Source organism: Marivita lacus, from assembly GCF_014637725.1.
Taxonomy (GTDB): Bacteria; Pseudomonadota; Alphaproteobacteria; order Rhodobacterales; family Rhodobacteraceae; genus Marivita; species Marivita lacus.
This window is the reverse complement of the sequence record NZ_BMFC01000009.1, coordinates 143,971-159,924: the sequence shown is the minus strand read 5'-3', so window position 1 is coordinate 159,924 and position 15,954 is coordinate 143,971. Positions and strand designations below refer to the sequence as shown.

At 60.6% G+C, this 15,954-nt stretch carries 15 protein-coding genes and 1 tRNA gene; 6 read left to right on the top strand and 10 right to left on the bottom strand.

Going from position 1 to position 15,954, the window contains the following annotated elements; genetic code table 11:
- Nucleotides 1–24: 24 nt before the first annotated feature.
- A complete protein-coding gene (locus tag IEV82_RS16210) occupies nucleotides 25–1,011 on the bottom strand; it encodes a tripartite tricarboxylate transporter substrate binding protein (RefSeq protein ID WP_188483068.1) in 987 nt (328 codons plus the stop codon).
- 103 nt (nucleotides 1,012–1,114) lie between these two features.
- On the opposite strand from IEV82_RS16210, the gene IEV82_RS16205 reads away from it, so the two are divergent.
- From IEV82_RS16205 to IEV82_RS16190, 4 genes are all read left to right on the top strand, one after another.
- A complete protein-coding gene (locus IEV82_RS16205; RefSeq protein WP_188483067.1) occupies nucleotides 1,115–1,783 on the top strand; it encodes a response regulator transcription factor in 669 nt (222 codons plus the stop codon).
- On the top strand, nucleotides 1,780–3,153 hold the full coding sequence (locus IEV82_RS16200; protein ID WP_188483066.1) for a sensor histidine kinase: 1,374 nt from the start codon (nucleotides 1,780–1,782) through the stop codon (nucleotides 3,151–3,153). The genes IEV82_RS16205 and IEV82_RS16200 overlap by 4 nt, the downstream gene beginning before the upstream one ends.
- Nucleotides 3,123–4,148: an ABC transporter substrate-binding protein gene (locus tag IEV82_RS16195; protein WP_188483065.1), complete on the top strand. Its 1,026-nt coding sequence runs from the start codon at nucleotides 3,123–3,125 to the stop codon at nucleotides 4,146–4,148. Before IEV82_RS16200 ends, IEV82_RS16195 begins: the two co-directional genes overlap by 31 nt.
- Before the next feature lie 184 nt (nucleotides 4,149–4,332).
- Nucleotides 4,333–6,084 carry a sugar phosphorylase gene (locus tag IEV82_RS16190; RefSeq protein WP_229747869.1) on the top strand — a complete coding sequence of 584 codons (1,752 nt, stop codon included), beginning with the start codon at nucleotides 4,333–4,335 and terminating at the stop codon, nucleotides 6,082–6,084.
- Here the strand turns inward: IEV82_RS16190 and IEV82_RS16185 are convergent.
- The 6 genes from IEV82_RS16185 to dctP form a co-directional block, all read right to left on the bottom strand.
- On the bottom strand, nucleotides 6,075–7,295 hold the full coding sequence (locus IEV82_RS16185; RefSeq protein WP_188483063.1) for a glycosyltransferase family protein: 1,221 nt from the start codon (nucleotides 7,293–7,295) through the stop codon (nucleotides 6,075–6,077). The two genes, IEV82_RS16190 and IEV82_RS16185, sit on opposite strands and share 10 nt — an antisense overlap.
- Entirely contained in the window at nucleotides 7,288–8,088 is an 801-nt protein-coding gene (locus IEV82_RS16180) for an HAD-IIB family hydrolase (protein ID WP_188483062.1), read from the bottom strand. The genes IEV82_RS16185 and IEV82_RS16180 overlap by 8 nt, the downstream gene beginning before the upstream one ends.
- 227 nt (nucleotides 8,089–8,315) lie before the next feature.
- Complete coding sequence (locus IEV82_RS16175) at nucleotides 8,316–9,095, bottom strand: alpha/beta fold hydrolase (RefSeq protein WP_188483061.1); 780 nt, start codon at nucleotides 9,093–9,095, stop codon at nucleotides 8,316–8,318.
- Nucleotides 9,071–10,372 (bottom strand): TRAP transporter large permease, encoded by a 1,302-nt coding sequence (locus tag IEV82_RS16170; protein ID WP_188483060.1) that lies wholly within the window; start codon nucleotides 10,370–10,372, stop codon nucleotides 9,071–9,073. Before IEV82_RS16170 ends, IEV82_RS16175 begins: the two co-directional genes overlap by 25 nt.
- 3 nt (nucleotides 10,373–10,375) lie before the next feature.
- Entirely contained in the window at nucleotides 10,376–10,879 is a 504-nt protein-coding gene (locus IEV82_RS16165) for a TRAP transporter small permease (protein WP_188483059.1), read from the bottom strand.
- Nucleotides 10,880–10,947: 68 nt separating this feature from the next.
- On the bottom strand, nucleotides 10,948–11,940 hold the full coding sequence (gene dctP / locus IEV82_RS16160; RefSeq protein ID WP_188483058.1) for a TRAP transporter substrate-binding protein DctP: 993 nt from the start codon (nucleotides 11,938–11,940) through the stop codon (nucleotides 10,948–10,950).
- Between the two features lie 215 nt (nucleotides 11,941–12,155).
- Here dctP and IEV82_RS16155 point away from each other — a divergent pair, with 215 nt between their 5' ends.
- Nucleotides 12,156–13,040 (top strand): LysR family transcriptional regulator, encoded by an 885-nt coding sequence (locus IEV82_RS16155; RefSeq protein ID WP_188483057.1) that lies wholly within the window; start codon nucleotides 12,156–12,158, stop codon nucleotides 13,038–13,040.
- Between the two features lie 120 nt (nucleotides 13,041–13,160).
- On the opposite strand, the gene IEV82_RS16150 is transcribed toward IEV82_RS16155, so the two are convergent.
- From IEV82_RS16150 to IEV82_RS16140, 3 genes are all read right to left on the bottom strand, one after another.
- Nucleotides 13,161–14,087, bottom strand: coding sequence for a c-type cytochrome (locus tag IEV82_RS16150; protein WP_505716431.1), 927 nt, complete (start codon nucleotides 14,085–14,087; stop codon nucleotides 13,161–13,163).
- 59 nt (nucleotides 14,088–14,146) lie between these two features.
- The gene (locus IEV82_RS16145; protein WP_229747868.1) at nucleotides 14,147–14,557 is read right to left on the bottom strand and encodes a hypothetical protein; all 411 of its coding nucleotides are present in this window, start codon (nucleotides 14,555–14,557) and stop codon (nucleotides 14,147–14,149) included.
- Nucleotides 14,558–14,792: 235 nt separating this feature from the next.
- Nucleotides 14,793–14,919 (bottom strand) — tRNA-Ser (locus tag IEV82_RS16140).
- A gap of 131 nt (nucleotides 14,920–15,050) precedes the next feature.
- Between IEV82_RS16140 and IEV82_RS16135 the strand changes: the two genes are divergently transcribed.
- Nucleotides 15,051–15,908 carry a hypothetical protein gene (locus IEV82_RS16135; protein ID WP_188483055.1) on the top strand — a complete coding sequence of 286 codons (858 nt, stop codon included), beginning with the start codon at nucleotides 15,051–15,053 and terminating at the stop codon, nucleotides 15,906–15,908.
- The last annotated feature ends 46 nt before the right edge of the window (nucleotides 15,909–15,954 follow it).

The window sequence follows — 15,954 nt, the reverse complement described above, 5'->3', positions numbered from 1 at the left end:
GACCCGAATGGATCGTGACGAGGATCAGAGGAAACCGAGTTCCCGCATCAGATCGCCGATCTGCTTTTCCTGCGCTTCGAGGAAGGCTCCGAACTCGTCACCGGGACGGAAAATGTTCACGAGGCCCATACGCCCGCGCACCTCTTCCCACTCGGGGGTTTCCATCATTGCCGCCAGCATGTCCTGATAGGCAGTCAGCTTTTCCTCGGGAAGACCGGGGGCTGCGAAGAAGCCGCGCCAGTTGACGAACTGCGCATCGATGCCCTGCTCGGCAAAGCTCGGGGCCTCGTCGAAGGCAGGCACGCGTTCCGGCGCGGTCACGCCAAGAATGCGGATCTCGCCTTGTTCGGCAAGGGCAACGGCTTCGGAGAAACCTGTCGACAGAGCGTCGATCTCACCGGAGAGCAACCCAGCCATCGCTTCACCGCCCGCATCATAGCCGATATAGTTGAACGCAGTCGGGTCTTCGCCCGCGGCCTGCATCACGATTGCTGCAACGAGGTGATCCATGCCACCCGGAACTGATCCACCGCCGATGGCGAAAGCGTTCGGGTCTTCACGGTACATCGCCAGCGCATCTTCCATGGAGTTGATCGGGCTGTCCGCAGTCACGACGAGTGCCGCATAGTCACCGACAGTGCCGGCCACCAGCGTCAGGTCGCGGAAGCTTTGCGAGATCTCGCCTGTCAGCGCCCGGATCACGATCGGGGTTGAATTGACCATCAGCGTGCCTTCGCTGCTGGCCGCGTTTTCGATCAGGTTGCCGATGGCCACACCGCCGCCGCCGCCGGACATGTTTTCATAGGTCGCCGTTCCGACAAGACCGGCATTCATGAGCGCTTCGCCCGTGCCGCGTGCCGTGCCATCCCAGCCGCCACCGGCGCCGCCGGGAATCAGGAAATGCACCGAGTCCATCTTCTGATGTCCACCGGCATACGCAATGCCGGAAACGGCAACAGTTGCAGTGGCCGCAGCAATAAGCGCACGGCGTGACCACTCAAGAGTGTTCATTGGTTATCCTCCCATTTGACAGACGGTCCTCCGCCGCCCATGGTCTTACATCACCACACAAAGCTGACAGAAGCCTGACACGGGGCCACGAGGGAGAGACGGGGTGCGCTATCTTCTGGTCGAGGACAACCAAGAACTGGCCGAAGCCGTCGTCAATCGGCTGGCGCTGGATGGACATGCGGTGGACCATGCCGCCAGTCTGGCCGAGGCCGAAGACTGTCTGGCTGTCGCGCAATACGACCTCATCCTGCTGGATGTGATGCTGCCCGATGGCGACGGCCGCGATTTCCTTGCCCGCAGCCGCGCGCATCTGGAAACGCCGGTCATCGTTCTGACCGCCCGGTCACAAGTGTCGGATCGCGTTGGTGCGCTGGATCAGGGCGCGGATGACTACATCACCAAACCCTTTGACTTTTCCGAGCTCGAAGCGCGATGTCGCGCCGTTCTGCGCCGCCGGGGCGGAGAGGCGCGGAACGAGATCCATCTGGGCGATGCCGTGTTCGATCCCTTGGCCGGCAACTTGCGATTTGGTGCTGAAACGATCGACCTGCGCAATCGCGAGATCAGATTGCTCGAGGTGTTCGCGCGCCACAAAGGGCAGATCCTGTCCAAGAGCCAATTGATGGACCGGCTTTTTTCCTATGATGCCGAGGTCACCGAGAACGCCATCGAAGTCTATGTCGGCAGGTTGCGCCGCCGGATCGACGGCATGGGCGTGCGCATCGAGACCGTGCGCGGCTTGGGCTACCGAATGGAGACCACGGAGGCGTGACCGGCACGGCCTCTATCGGGCGGCGGCTGACGCTGCTGCTGGCCGGGGTCGCCGCGCTTCTGTCGGTGCTCAGCTGGTGGATGGTGACCGGCCTTGCCCGGCAAGCGGCGGAACGCACGCAGGACAATGTCCTTGCGGCATCGGTGACCACCATCGCGGAAACTCTGCGCAGCGAACAGGGCGAGGTGCGGCTCGAGCTGCCCTATTCTGCTTTCTCGATGCTGGGCGCGATCAGCGAGGACCGGGTGTTCTACCGGGTCGCAACCGGCGACACCTTTCTGACGGGGTACGACGATTTGCCGGTTCCGACCGAGCAGATCTCCTCCGGGGGGCGCGTCATCTTCGATACCGGCGTCTACAGCGGCGAAGAGGTTCGGATGGCCACGGTCTCGCGCTTGGTTCTGGCGGGAACGCAGCCGGTCTCTGTCAAGGTTACGGTGGCCCAGACGCGGGGTGGTGTCGCGTCGATCTCTGCAGAGCTGTCTCAACTCGCCGCGTTCCTGTCGGTGGCGTTCTTTCTGGTTGCGGTGTCCCTGTCGGCCTTTGCGGCGCGCACATCGCTCAAGCCGCTGAACGAGATCGCCGCAGCCGTGTCGCGCCGGGGGCCGTCCGACTTGCGGCCCTTGCGCCGCGCGGCCCCGACCGAGCTTGCACCGCTGATGACATCGCTCAACCGGTTGATGGACCGGCTTGGTCAATCCATTCGCAGCGCCGAGGATTTCATTGCCGAGGCTGCGCATCGCATTCGCACGCCGTTGGCCACGGTCCGGGCGCAGGCCGAAATCGCGCTTCGGTCGGCAAAGGATGAGGACCAGAAACAGCGCCTGCGCCAGATGATCCGCGCAGTGGACGAAAGTTCGCGCTCGGCGGGGCAGTTGCTGGACCATGCCACAGTTGTCTACCGGTCCGACGATCTTGTGCGCACCCCGATCACCCTGTCGGATTTGGTGCGGCAGACTGTTGCCGGGCTGGAGCCGACCGCCGCCATGAAGGATATCCGCCTGCAGGTCGAGATGATGGAGGGCAAGGTGCAGGTCGATCCCGTTCTGATGGACAATGCCCTGCGCAACGTTCTGGACAATGCGATCAAGTATTCACCACCGGAAACCGATGTCACGATTGCCGTGTCCGCAGGGGACAGCGAAATCCGCATCGCCGTGTCTGATCAGGGGGCGGGACTTGGTGATGGCCCTGTCGACATGTTAACCCAGCGTTTTCAGCGCGGCACCAATACCCAAGGCGTTGTCGGGTCCGGACTTGGGCTGACCATCGCCAAGGATGTGCTGGTCGCGCATGGTGGCCGACTTGAGCTTGAAACCCTTGAAGGGAATAAGGGAACATGCGCCACACTTGTCTTGCCGTCCTCCTGAGCTGTCTTGCGACGTTCGTATCCGCGCTCGAAATCGAGGATTACCGCCTGTTCCCCGGAACCGGGGATCGTGTCTTGCGGGTCATCTCTACCGGCGATCTCGAGGTGTTCGAGCCCTACCTGCTGGCGTTTCAGGCACGCCAGCCCAGCTTGTCCATCGATTATACCGTCGTGTCCTCAGCGCAGCTTTATCAGGCCATCCGGGGTGGCGCTGTATTCGATCTTGCCTTGTCCTCGGCCATGGATCTGCAATTCCAACTTGCAAATGATGGATTTGCACAAAGCCACAGGTCGGAAACCACCACATCGCTTCCCGACTGGGCCAGATGGCGTGACCTGATCTTTGCCTTCACGGCTGAACCCGCGGTGGTCGTGTTGTCGACGCAACGTTTCGAGGGGCTGGACTTGCCAACGACCCGGCAGGAACTGGTCACCTTGCTGCGCGAATACCCGGATCGGTTTGATGGCGCGGTGGGCACGTATGACGTGCGCGACAGTGGTCTGGGATACCTGTTCGCAACCCAGGAGGCCCGGTCAACGGACGCCTATTGGCGCTTGTCCGAAGTCATGGGGCGATTGAACCCGCAACTTTACTGCTGTTCTGGCCAGATGATCGATGATGTGGCCGAAGGCAGGCTGGCATTCGCTTATAATGTGCTGGGCAGCTACGCCGCGGACCGGCTTGCACGGGATTCCGGTGGGAGGGTCCAGATCCTCGGGATGCAGGATTTCACGAATGTGATCCTGCGCACCGCGATCGTTCCGACCACAGCACGGGAAACCGCCGCTGCCGGGGCACTGATCGACATGCTTGCGGACTTGGGACAACGCGAAGCGCCCGGAGACTGGCCCCTGCCGCCGCTTGGCCAGACAGGCACCGACAACCTTGTCGAGTTCGGGCCGATCCGGCTTGGCCCCGCGTTGATGGTCTATCTCGATCCACTGAACCGTAGGGCGTTTCTGACGGAATGGGAAAACGCGATGGAACAGCGGTAGGGGCTGGTCATCCAAGCCAGCGGGCCGCCCGTTTCAATGTCCCGGACGTGGTGGCCTTCCGTCGTCAAGATGCACGAACGGCATGCAGTTATCGGCATTCCCGGCCCTTCCAGCCCTCTGAAACCGGGAAACATTTTGAAAACCCGCCCATGCCATGGTTCTTTAGGATATGGGAAAAGACGTTTTGAACAAAGAAAAAACCCCGGCACTCAGCCGTGCCCTCGCGGTCAAGGTCCACGAGATTTACCCTGACATCGATGCCGATATTCTTGCCTCCAAGGTGATCGACACGTTCTGGCCCGACGGCACGCATCGGCGGAAACGCGGGCGCAAGCCGGGCAATGCGCTCTGGTCGCAGCGCGATGCGTTGCTGATAACCTATGGCAATTCCATCGTCGATGGTGCGCACAAACCGCTGGACCTTCTGAATGACTTCCTGCGCCGCTACCTCAGGGGGGTCGTGAACGGGGTGCACATCCTGCCGTTCTTTCCGTTCACATCAGATGATGGTTTCGCAGTGACCGACTACATGGCCGTGAACCCGCAACTGGGCGACTGGCCGGACATCAACCGCATCGCGAGCGAATTCAAGCTCATGTCCGATCTGGTGCTGAACCATGTGTCGAGCCAGGGCACATGGTTCAATGCCTATCGGCAGGGTCAGCCGCCCTATGACCGCTTCTTTTTCGAGGCTGACCCCTCGCTCGATCTGAGCATGGTCGTGCGCCCCCGGACAACGCCGCTCTTGCAGGTGGTCGAGACAAAGACTGGCCCGCGCCATGTCTGGTGCACGTTCAGCCATGACCAGATCGACCTCGATTTCCGCAATCCGGAAGTGTTGCTTGAATTCCTGCGGATCATCCGGACCCATATCGACAACGGGGTTCAGATCATCCGGCTCGATGCGGTGGCCTTTCTGTGGAAAGAGGCGGGCTCGCCCTCCATCCACTTGCGGCAGACCCATGCCATCGTGAAGCTGATCCGCCTGCTCTGCGATTACGCCGTCGAACCGATCGTGCTGTTGACCGAAACCAACGTGCCCAAGGCCGAGAACCTGAGTTACTTCGGCAAGCGCGACGAGGCGCATGTGATCTACAACTTTCCGCTGCCGCCACTGATCCTGCACGCGCTGTTGTCGGGCAGTGCATCCAAGCTCGACAAGTGGCAACGCTCCATGCCACCTGCCCCGTTGGGCTGTGCCTATCTGAACTTCACCGCCAGCCATGACGGCATCGGAATGCGCCCCGCAGAGGGGCTTTTGACGGCCGAAGATCAGATCGCCATGATCAGGGCCGTCGAAGCTGCCGGCGGACTGGTGTCAATGCGCGCGCTGCCCGATGGCGGCGAGGCGCCCTACGAATTGAACACCACGTATTTCGAGGCACTTGGCCAGACTTTCGACGGGCCGGACGCTTATCATCTGGACCGGTTCCTGTGTTCGCAGACCATCGTGATGTCGCTCGAAGGAATACCGGCCTTCTACATCCACTCCATGCTTGCCACACCAAACGACATCGAAGCGGTGGAGCGGCGGGGTATGAACCGGGCGATCAACCGTCACCGCTGGGACTACGGGGCATTGCAAGCGCTTCTGGCAGAGGACACTTCGGTTCACGCGCAGGTGCTGAGCGGATTGAAGCGGCGTTTGAAGATCCGGCAAGAGCAATCGGCCTTCCACCCGAACGCGACGCAGTTCACTGTGAACACCGGGGATACACGGGTCTTCGGCATCTGGCGGCAGAGCCTTGACCGGCAGCAATCCATCTTTGCGCTGCACAATGTCAGCAAGGACACCGTGGCGCTTCCGGTCAGTACGCTGAATATCATCGCCGATGAGGATTGGCGCGATCTGCTTTCAGGCGAGGTGATCCCCGACGCGGATATTATCCTTGGGCCTTACCAGTGCCGCTGGATCAGCAATTCCGGTCACGTGTAGTCCTGCGCGTCTGCTGCTGCTGCCGCCTGCATGTCCCGCAGAAAGGTGGGGTCGGCGGCATGAACCCGGTTCCAGGTTGCGATGAACGGGGTCTCGTGCGGGTTGTCGAGAAAGGTCTGACCCGCGCGCATGATGTTTTCGGCGAAAAGTTCGATAGAGGCTTCTTCGGCATGTCGATCCACTGACAGCCCGTTCATCTGCGCATCGCTGTAATAGGCATCGAGGAGATCCAGCGCGCTGCGGTAATAGGTGGCCTTGAGGGTCCGGAACACGTTGGTGGTAAAGATCGTGCCATCGGCGGCCAGCTTGCGGAAAATCGCCTTGCAGATATCGGTCGACATTCGGTTGAGGCCGGTCTCTGCGTCCTCGGGGCTGAGCGCCTGATGCTTGTGATCATAGGCATCCGCGATTTCGACCTGGCACACGGCCTTGGGCGCGAGGTTGCGCCAAGCTTCGGACAAAACGCCGATCTCGAGCCCCCAATCCGACGGGATGCGCAGATCCGGCAGGATATTCGTCCGCATCGCGAATTCGCCCGACAGCGGATAGCGAAAGCTCCGCAGGTAATCGAGATAATCACGGTCGCCCACAACCCGCTTCAGCGCGATCAGGAGTGGGCTGACCAGAAGCCGGGTCACCCGCCCGTTCAGTTTTTCGCCGCCGATCCGTGCGTAATACCCCTTGGCGACCTGGTAGGGGAAGGTCGGGTTGGCCACGGGATAGATCAGCCGCGCCAGCAATTCGTTGGTGTAGGTGAGGATATCGCAATCGTGGATCGCCATGACCGCGCTGTCCTGACATCCGATCAGGTAGCCGATGGAGGTCCAGACATTCTTGCCCTTGCCCTGCTCGGCCGGTGCAAGACCCATCTCCTCGAGCCGGTTGTCAAGCGCGATCATGCGCGGGCTGTCATTCCAGATCACGATATGGTTCTGGTTCAGGCCTTCGAAGAACTGTTTGGCATGGCGAAACTGGTCCGCATCGGCCCGGTCAAGACCGATGATCACCCGGTGCAGATAGGTGACCTTGGCCAGCTCCGACAGGATGTTCGGCATCGCGTCGGTTTCCAGTTCGGAATAGAGACAGGGCAGGATCAGCGACATCTTCCGCGTCTGCGCAAAGGTCTCGAGCTCGTAGGTCATTTCCTCCAGAGAACGGGTCCGCAGGTTGTGCAGTGTCGCGATGTTTCCGTTCTGATGAAAATCAACCATTCCGCCTGTGTCCTTCTGCTGAACCGAGTGTATCGAGAAAGGCCATCACGGCGGCGTTCCAGCCAACTGGGCCCGCGTCCTGCGTGCGTGTGATCCGTCCCGCCTTTTCACCTACAAGCGAGGGCAGAGGCGGCCGGTGTGGATTCGCGACGATCACGCCCATATCGGCCTTTTCAAGCATGGTTCGGTCATTCGGCGCGTCCCCGAGTGCAAGCGTCAGGTCCGGGCAAAGCGCATTGATCACCGCGTCCATCGCATCCGCCTTTGTCCCGCCGAACGACACTGTCAGGAACCGCCCGCCGTGCTGGGCTGTCATGCCGCCTGCGGATAAAACTGCGATGAAACGATCAAGTTCCGTGTCGCTGCCCGACCAGATGCCCGGTTCGGAATAGCCCCGCGCCTGGGCAAGCCGGGCCATGTCAGGTGGAAGGCCGGTCACCTTGGTCAATTCTGCAACCGTCATGTCTCCGAACCCCCGAAAGCTGTGCCTGAGTGCGGGTGCGATCCGGTCCAACGCCTCGCGCAGGGCAGCGTATGTCTCGGCCTTGTCGATCCCCGGCACACCGATCACCCCGGCGCCGTTTTCGACAATCGCGGGCCGTCCGCTCAGCCCCATTTGTTCTTGCAGGATTTCGATCTCCCGCGCGGTCTTGCTACTTGCCAGCACAACCGGAATATCGCGTTCTGCTAGTCGATCCAAAGCAGGTTTCGCGGCGTCCCAGCTGTAGGTGTCATGATCCAGAAGAGTGCCGTCGAGATCCGAAAAAACAACAAGCTTGCGAAGATTCTGCATGCCCCAGTGTCGGCCGCTCCTTCCCTTGGCTCAAGTCCAAAAGGGCCGCTTGCGAAAGCCGAAGGTATCTTGCCGAAAAAACAGGCAGTTTTGGTGAGGTGGTCTAGGGTGCCGTGATGCGAGGTGGCGGTCGTAGTTTTCCGGAAACGGCCTTCCTGACTCGCCCGAGGCGCTTTTGCCGACAGACTTGTGACAGCACGAGATCCGAGGATGATCTGCGAGGATCGCTAAAGGAAATCCCTGACAACTGCCTGGAAGAGCGTGGATTTTTCCAGATGCGCCGCGTGCGCCGTTCCCGGGATCACGGCCAGCTTGCTGTCGGGCAAGCCGCGCCAGAGCGCCTCGACCTGGGGCCAGCGATAGGACTGATCGCCATCACCCCAAAGGACCAAGCTCGGCATTGAAATGCGCGCCAGCGCTGCGCGTCCGTCCCAGTGGCTCATGGCGTCCAGTCCGGCTTGCGCCGCTGGTTCTTTGGCCTGCGCGCCCAAGGACGCGACGAGATTGAACCCGGGGGCTGCATCCCCGTCCCGGAACCATGTCGCGCCGATGCGACGGATCGTACAGGCAACGCCATCCTCTGCCAAACGGCGCCGCGACACGTCCAGCGGTTCGAACCGATCCGGCATGAGGCCCAGCGGGCCCGTTCCGTACAGGATCAGCTTTTCGACCCGATCAGAAAACTGCGCCGCAAATTCCTGCGCGATCATTCCACCCATCGAGTGGCCCAGCAGGCAAAATCGCTCTATCCCCAACTCATCCACAAGCCCGGCCAGATGATGGGCAAAGCCTTCGATCCGGTCGATGCATCCAGCTGCGGCCGCATTCCCGTAACCGGGCAAATCGGGAGCGATGACATCAAAGCTGTCGGACAACCGCTCGAACTCGTTCTGCCACTGCGCCGCCCCGCCAAGATACCCGTGTACCAACACCAGGGCCGGGCCTGTCCCGGCGCGACGATAGGTCGAGCCATCGGCCCGCGTCACTTCATCTGTTCGGGCAACCACAGGGCGGTCTCCGGTATCAGGATCAGGACGAAGATGAGGACAACCAAAGCCGCAATGAACGGCAGGCAGCCGGTGATGACTTCCCCGATCGTGACCTGCCCGCGGCTGATGCCCTGGATCACGTAGAGGTTCAGCCCGACGGGTGGCGTCAGCACCGCGATCTCCATCGTGATCGTGTAGACCACGCCGAACCAGATCAGGTCGAAGCCGGCTGCGGCCATCAATGGAAAGATTGTGGGCAGCGTGATGAAGGTCATCGACACCGGTTCAAGGAACATCCCCAGAAGGATGTAGAACAGCAGAACGATGGTCAGCACCACGTATGGTGACAGGTCGAAGGCGAGGAAGAACTGCGTGAATTCATAAGGCACGCGGTAATAGGTCAAAACGAAGCCGAAGAGCGTACCGGCCGACAGAAGCAGGCCCAGATAGCCCATCGTTCGCATCGTCGACAGCGCGGCATCCCGAAACCCGTCCCATCGCAATCCTCCGACGCCAAAGGCCAGGATGACCGTCAGCAAAGCGGCGACCGCTGCGGCCTCGGTCGGGGTGGCGATGCCAGCATATATCGCGACGGTGATCACGAGGCCGATCAATGCGATGGGTCCCACGGTGGCGGCGATCTGGAACAGACCCATGCGCACGGCGTGTTCCTGTGCCGGGATGTCGTCCGGGCGCAGAATGCCCCAGATCATCACCACGATGCAGAACATCGTCACAAGGATCAGACCCGGAATGACACCTGCAATGAACAGATCGCCAATGCTCTGGTCGGTCACGATCCCGTAGAACAGAAGGATCAGACTCGGCGGCAGCAGCACGGACAACGTGCCCCCTGCTGCAAGCACGCCAGAGGACAATTTCTTGCCATAGCCCAGCCGCAGCATTTCGGGCAGCGCCACGCCACCAATGGTCAGCGACCCCACCATCGACGACCCGCACACCGCGCCGAACCCCGCGCAGGCCCCGATCGAGCCATAAGCGGCGGACCCGCGCAGTCGGAACCCCTGATGCAGGAACTGGTAGAGATTGGGTCCGATGTTTGATTTTCCAATCAATTCACCCAGGAAAACGAACAGCGGCACCGCCAGCAGGATATAATCGATCCATACGCCCCAGAGTTTCAGCTGCGAGGACACAAGCGATGTCTCAAAGGTCTGGATTTGCCACAGAAACGGCAGGGATGCCGCAGCCAGGGCGAAGGGGATGGGCAGACCGATGCCGATCAGCAGCATCAGGAGCCCCAGCAGGCCAAGCCCGACCTCGTACCATTCCATGTCTCAGACCTCCTGTGCAGGGGTACGGATCAAGCGCGCGAGAAGCAGAACCGCGTAGAGCGAGAAAACGATCAGTGAAACGGCGCCCGGTGCCCAGAACATCCAGCGGGGCCAGAGAAGGATTTCCGAGGATGCGCCGGAATTGAACGCGCTTTGGGTTGCGCGGATACCGGCCAACGAAAAGAACAGACCCACACCCGCCATGATCGACAGGTTGAGGATCCCTACAAGCTTGCGCCCCATTGGCGGCATCCGGTCTGTCAGCATCGTGACCTTGGGATAGGCATCTTCGCGCATCGCATAGGCCAAGCCGGCGAATGCGACCGGGAACAACAGGAGCGCGGTGGCTTCGGTCACCATTCGGTCAGGCGCGTTCAATGCGTAGCGTGTAAAGACACCGTAGCTGATCCAGACCATCTGGATCACAATGATCAGCGCCCCACCGGCAGCCAACCAGACGACACTCCGTTCCATCACGGCGATGGCGCGATCCAGTCCCGTTTGCATGTCACATTTCCTTGCACGTCAAACCCTCCGCCCGGCACAACGCAGGGCGAAGGGTATAGCCATCGTGATCAGGGCGCGTTTTCGGCGAACAGCGCCAGCACCGAATTTGCAAGATCAGCACCGCAGGCTTCCTGAACGGTCTCGTTCCAGGTGCCTTGAACGCTGTCGATCAACTCCATCCGCTTGTCTTCGCTGATGGCAACAGCAGCACCGCCACCCTTCATCACGGCATTGCCGACCCGCTGATCGACCCAGTCTTCATAACGCGGCTTGAGCCATTCCTCGGTCTCGCGGGCAGCAGCCGTCACGGCAGCCTGCTCATCCGGGGTCAAGCTGTCGAACTTGGACTTGTTCATCATGTACTGGATGTTGCCGTAAAACAGGCTTGCATTGACCATGTAGGGCATGACTGTCCAAAGCTGCCAGCTTGAATAGGTGGCCACACCCATGTTGATCCCGTCGACTACGCCGCGTTCGGCAGACTGGAACACTTCCTTCGGAGCGACGAAGACCGGTGCGCCGCCCCAGGTTTCGATCATCATGCTGACCAGAGGTCCGATCGACCGCACCTGTTTGCCCTGCAGATCGCCCAGATCGGCAATCGGTTCCTCGAACCACCATTCCTGATCGTAGGAATAGTTCGAATTGAACAACGGCACGAGGCCCACATTGGCCGACTCGTCGCGGATCAGGTCGGCATAGGCGGCATCCATTTCGACCTGGTTGTCCAGATTGATGGCAACGGGGTAAAGCGATGTGACGCGGTAGCAGGGCAGCCGTTCATCCGCCGAGATCCAGCTGATGTCGGATACGCCGCCTTGCAGCGCATCGACGCCTTCGGACCAGCCATGCAATGTGGAGGACGGGAAGATCTGCACTTCGACGCTGCCCCCGGTCTTTTCCTCGACCAGTTTGGCAAAATGCACAAAGCCATCATACCGGATGTCGGACTCGTTCACATAGGTGGACAGGCGGATCGTGGTATCGGCAGCCTGTGCCGCAACAGTGGCCGCCGCAATCGCGCCGGCGGCCGAAAGAACGGTTTTCCAGGAAAAATTCATCTCAAACTCCTTGTCGTTGGGATCGCGAGGCCGCGTGCCGACCTTCTTGCATCTGTTTTTCGGACCTGTGCCGATTCGGCGCCATGCCGTGGCAGGGAACACGAGGATGATAGGGCCGGGTTTCGGAATGAGACCAATTCAAATGGAACATCAAACTATTCTGATATTGCATGGTTGGTGAGCGCCGCCTAGCGTGGGACTGAAAGGGGGCTGGTGTGGACATCAATTGGCTGGGCGATTTCGTCTGCCTCGGGCGGACTCTGAATTTCACCCGCGCGGCGGAAGAGCGGAACATCACCCAATCCGCTTTCAGTCGCCGTATCCGGTCCTTGGAAAACTGGATCGGGGTGCCGTTGATCGACCGCGCGACCTACCCTGTGCAACTTTCCGAAGCGGGACGGCACTTCCTCCCGATCGCGCAACAGACCGTGGCACAGCTGACCGACACACGCCAAGCCATCCGCGAAGCGGAACGCGGCAATGCGTCATTCCAGCGGATTGCTGCCCTGCACGCCATTTCTGTGAATTACCTGCAACCGCGTTTGGCGGAGTTCGAAACCCGTCACCCAGAGTTGCGCACGCGCGTGCTGTCCGACACTTTGACCGCCTGCTGCCAGCTCTTGTCAGAAGGCGCGTGCGAGTTCCTGCTCTACTACCGGCATCAGGACGTGGCACCGATCCTCGACGAAACACGTTTCGTGCGGAAGGATATCTGCACCGAACTGTTGATCCCCGTGGCGCTGCACGATGCGGCGTCCCATCACGGGTGGCGATTGCTGGGCGACGGCAGTATCGCGGTGCCGTACCTGAGCTATGATCCCAACACGTTCCTTGGCACGGTGGTTGATCGGACCATCGGCAATCGCGGGACCGCGCTGTCGATCAGGTACATGGACGCGCTCGCCGAAGCTCTGAAGCGGCGCACTCTGGCCGGCGCGGGCGTTGCCTGGCTGCCGGAATTCTCGATAAAGAACGAATTGGAGGATGGCACGCTTGTGCGCATGGGCGGCGAGACGTGGACCGCCAGATTGACCATCTCGCTCTTTTGTTCGATCGAACGGCTGGACGACATGGGCAAGATGATCTGGGATGAGTTCTAGATTGGAATGGTCGGAATGGAAAAGGCTGCTGCCAGTTCGCAGTCACTGTGACCTTGTACAGTCCGGATATGTGGACCGACCCCAAGGTCAACGCACGGGGTCGGTCCAAGGTGCATCGGGTCAGTCCTGCTGCAACTCGTAGAGATACGCCAGAAGGTTCTTCCGGTCCTCCGCGTTGCGCAAACCGGCGTAGGACATCGAGGTCCCGGGCGCATATTCGCGCGGGTCTTCCAGCCAGGCATCAAGCTCTTCCGGCGTCCATTCCTGCCCTTGAAGATCCTTCAACGCATTGGAGTAGCGAAAGCCCTCGATCGAAGCCACGTCACGACCAATGATCTCGACGAGATGCGGACCAACACGGTTCTGTGTCTCATCCGCCACATGGCACGCCGAACATTGGCGCCAGACACGCTCACCGGCATCGGGGTCGCCATCAAGAAACGCGACTTGTTCCGCGCTCCACTGGTTGCCTGACGCCCCTTCGGAGGCTGTTGTTTCCGCGTCACTTACCGCGGCTGTGGTGGCAGTGGCATTTTCATCACTCGCTGCGGTTTCAGCTTCGTCGGAACCTGCTGTTTCCGTGCTTTCACTCGCATCGGTTTCCGCTGTGGAAGCACTGGTGTCCTCGTCCGATACCTCCGCAGTCGTGTTGCTTGCCTCATCAGTTGCTGCGTCGCTTGAAGGCGCCTCGCCCGAAGTTTCCTCGGACGTGTCTTCCATCGTGTCCGTCGTGGTCTCCTCGGTCATTTCGGCCATCTCCGCCGGAGGCTCCGACACGTCTGGCGAAGGATCCTCTACCGTATCTGCCGCCGCCATCTCGGTGTCGTCCTCGGCGGGCATCATGTCTTCCGTGCTCGCCTCGGAGGTCGTATCGGTCTCCGCGCTTTCTTGTGCGTTGGCTTCCTGCCGATTGTCTTGGCCCATATCCAGTGCGGCTAGAAAAAGGATGATCACAAGACCTGCAATGGCCACCCCTTTGACGGCCTTTTCGCCGTCGATATTCGAGTAATTCATTGTCCTGAAGCTCCCATTCTTCACGAGGATCAAAGTGGGGCAACGCGCTTGTATGCCAACAGTTGCACACCGCGACGAATTGGCCCCCTACCTCAATCCGCGCCGATAACCACCTGTGAATGCTGAACCACCGACCATTCCTCATGCGCCTTGCGGCGGTAGACAGAGGTGCACGCTGCCTTGAAGCGCTTTTCGCCCTTTTCGGCGATGATACGATAGCCGACGACGATCAACCCTTCTTCCGGCCTTGAGATCGTTTTCTCGGAGAAGCTCACACTCTCCCATTCCGGCGTGCCGCTGACGGCTTTCACTGCGTCATCACCGCTGTAGAGATAAGGAGCGTGGCTCAGCGCCATCACGCATTCGGCATCGACCTGCTCATGGTAGTGATCTTCCGAAGCCCTCCAAAGGCTCTCTTCAAAACGCCAGACCCTGTCATCATTCATCTTGTCTATCCCCTTGTAATTCTGACGGCTAACCAAGGCGCTGCTTTTCAGTTCCAAGATTTCGGACGCATGGATCCCAAGACAGGGAGCCCAATGGCTGATTTTGAAAAGGCCTTTTCCGGTTTCAACCGGAGGTAAGTTCTGCGGGGTGGGTTTGAGTCTTCGACCAACCAAGACGCGTTGGTGAATTTTCACATCGAGAAACGAATATGGCTCAGCTGCTCGAAATATCGAGTGAAAGCCGATCAACGCCTGTGCAATCGGTGCTTTCAGCTATTTTGATGGTCATAAATGGTGCCCGGGGGCGGAATCGAACCACCGACACGAGGATTTTCAATCCCAGATTGTGGATGGAAGATCAGGCGGTTACGGGCGAAATTTCTGTCAAACCCACCACGGGAAATCAGGCACTTACGGGCCGATTGTCAAACCATTTGCAGGCCCGGAAAGAGGCTTTGGGCGGATGGTGCGACGGCGTTTTCCGTTCTGTCAAGCGGTATGATCCGTCGCCGCCAAGGGGTCGCTGCGCCCCCTTCCCGGGGGGCCGCGCATGAGCTGGAAGATTGCCAATCTCTGCGCCGACCGGATCTTCGGCAGCGCCGCGCGCAAGCAGATCATCATGTTCCTGGCCGACAAGGCGAGCGATGACGGATCGGGCATCTGGTGTTCCAAGGGCACGATCCAACGGCACACCGAATTGGGCGAAAGCACCGTGAAGCGGACCATCACCGACTTCCTGCGCGAGGGCATCCTGATCGAGACCGGGCGGCGGACCTGCAAGAACGGTTTCACCGTGATCTACCGGATCGTGCTCGACCGCGTGATGGCCTTGGAAAGCTCCGCCGAACCCGACGAAGGAACGGGGTCCACAGTGGACCCCGTCCAGCATGACCCCAGTAGGGGGTCCAGGGTGGACGGGGTACCGGGTCCACGGTGGACCCCAAACCACCCTGAAACCATCCATAAACCACCTACGCGCAGGCGCGCGGAGGCGGCGGTGGATGAAAGGGTTGAGAAGATCTGGTCGGCCTACCCCAAGGACCGGCAGCGCGGGAGGGCTGCGTGCTTTGCCCAGATCGGAGAGGCACTAAAGGAAGGGATCGACCCCGACGACCTGCTGCGCGCCGTGCAGGCCTATGCGGCAGAAAGCGCGGGTTTCACCCGGTCGAAGGTCTGTTTCTCCGACAACTGGTTCGCCACCCGCCGCTGGCAGCGCTTCCTCGAAGTGGCGGCCGAGGAACGGCAGGCGCGGACAACGCTGGCCGCCGATCATCACGCGCGGCTGGCGGCCTGGGTGCGCGACCGCAGCCCGATGTGCAAACACATCACCGCCCCGCAGGTGACAGCACTGGTGGCGGCGGGGCTGGTCACTGATGGGCAATTGCGCGCGGCGGGGTTGGCGGGATGAGCGGTGTGTTCTCCGCAACATGCACCGTGCATCGCGTCCCGTGCAT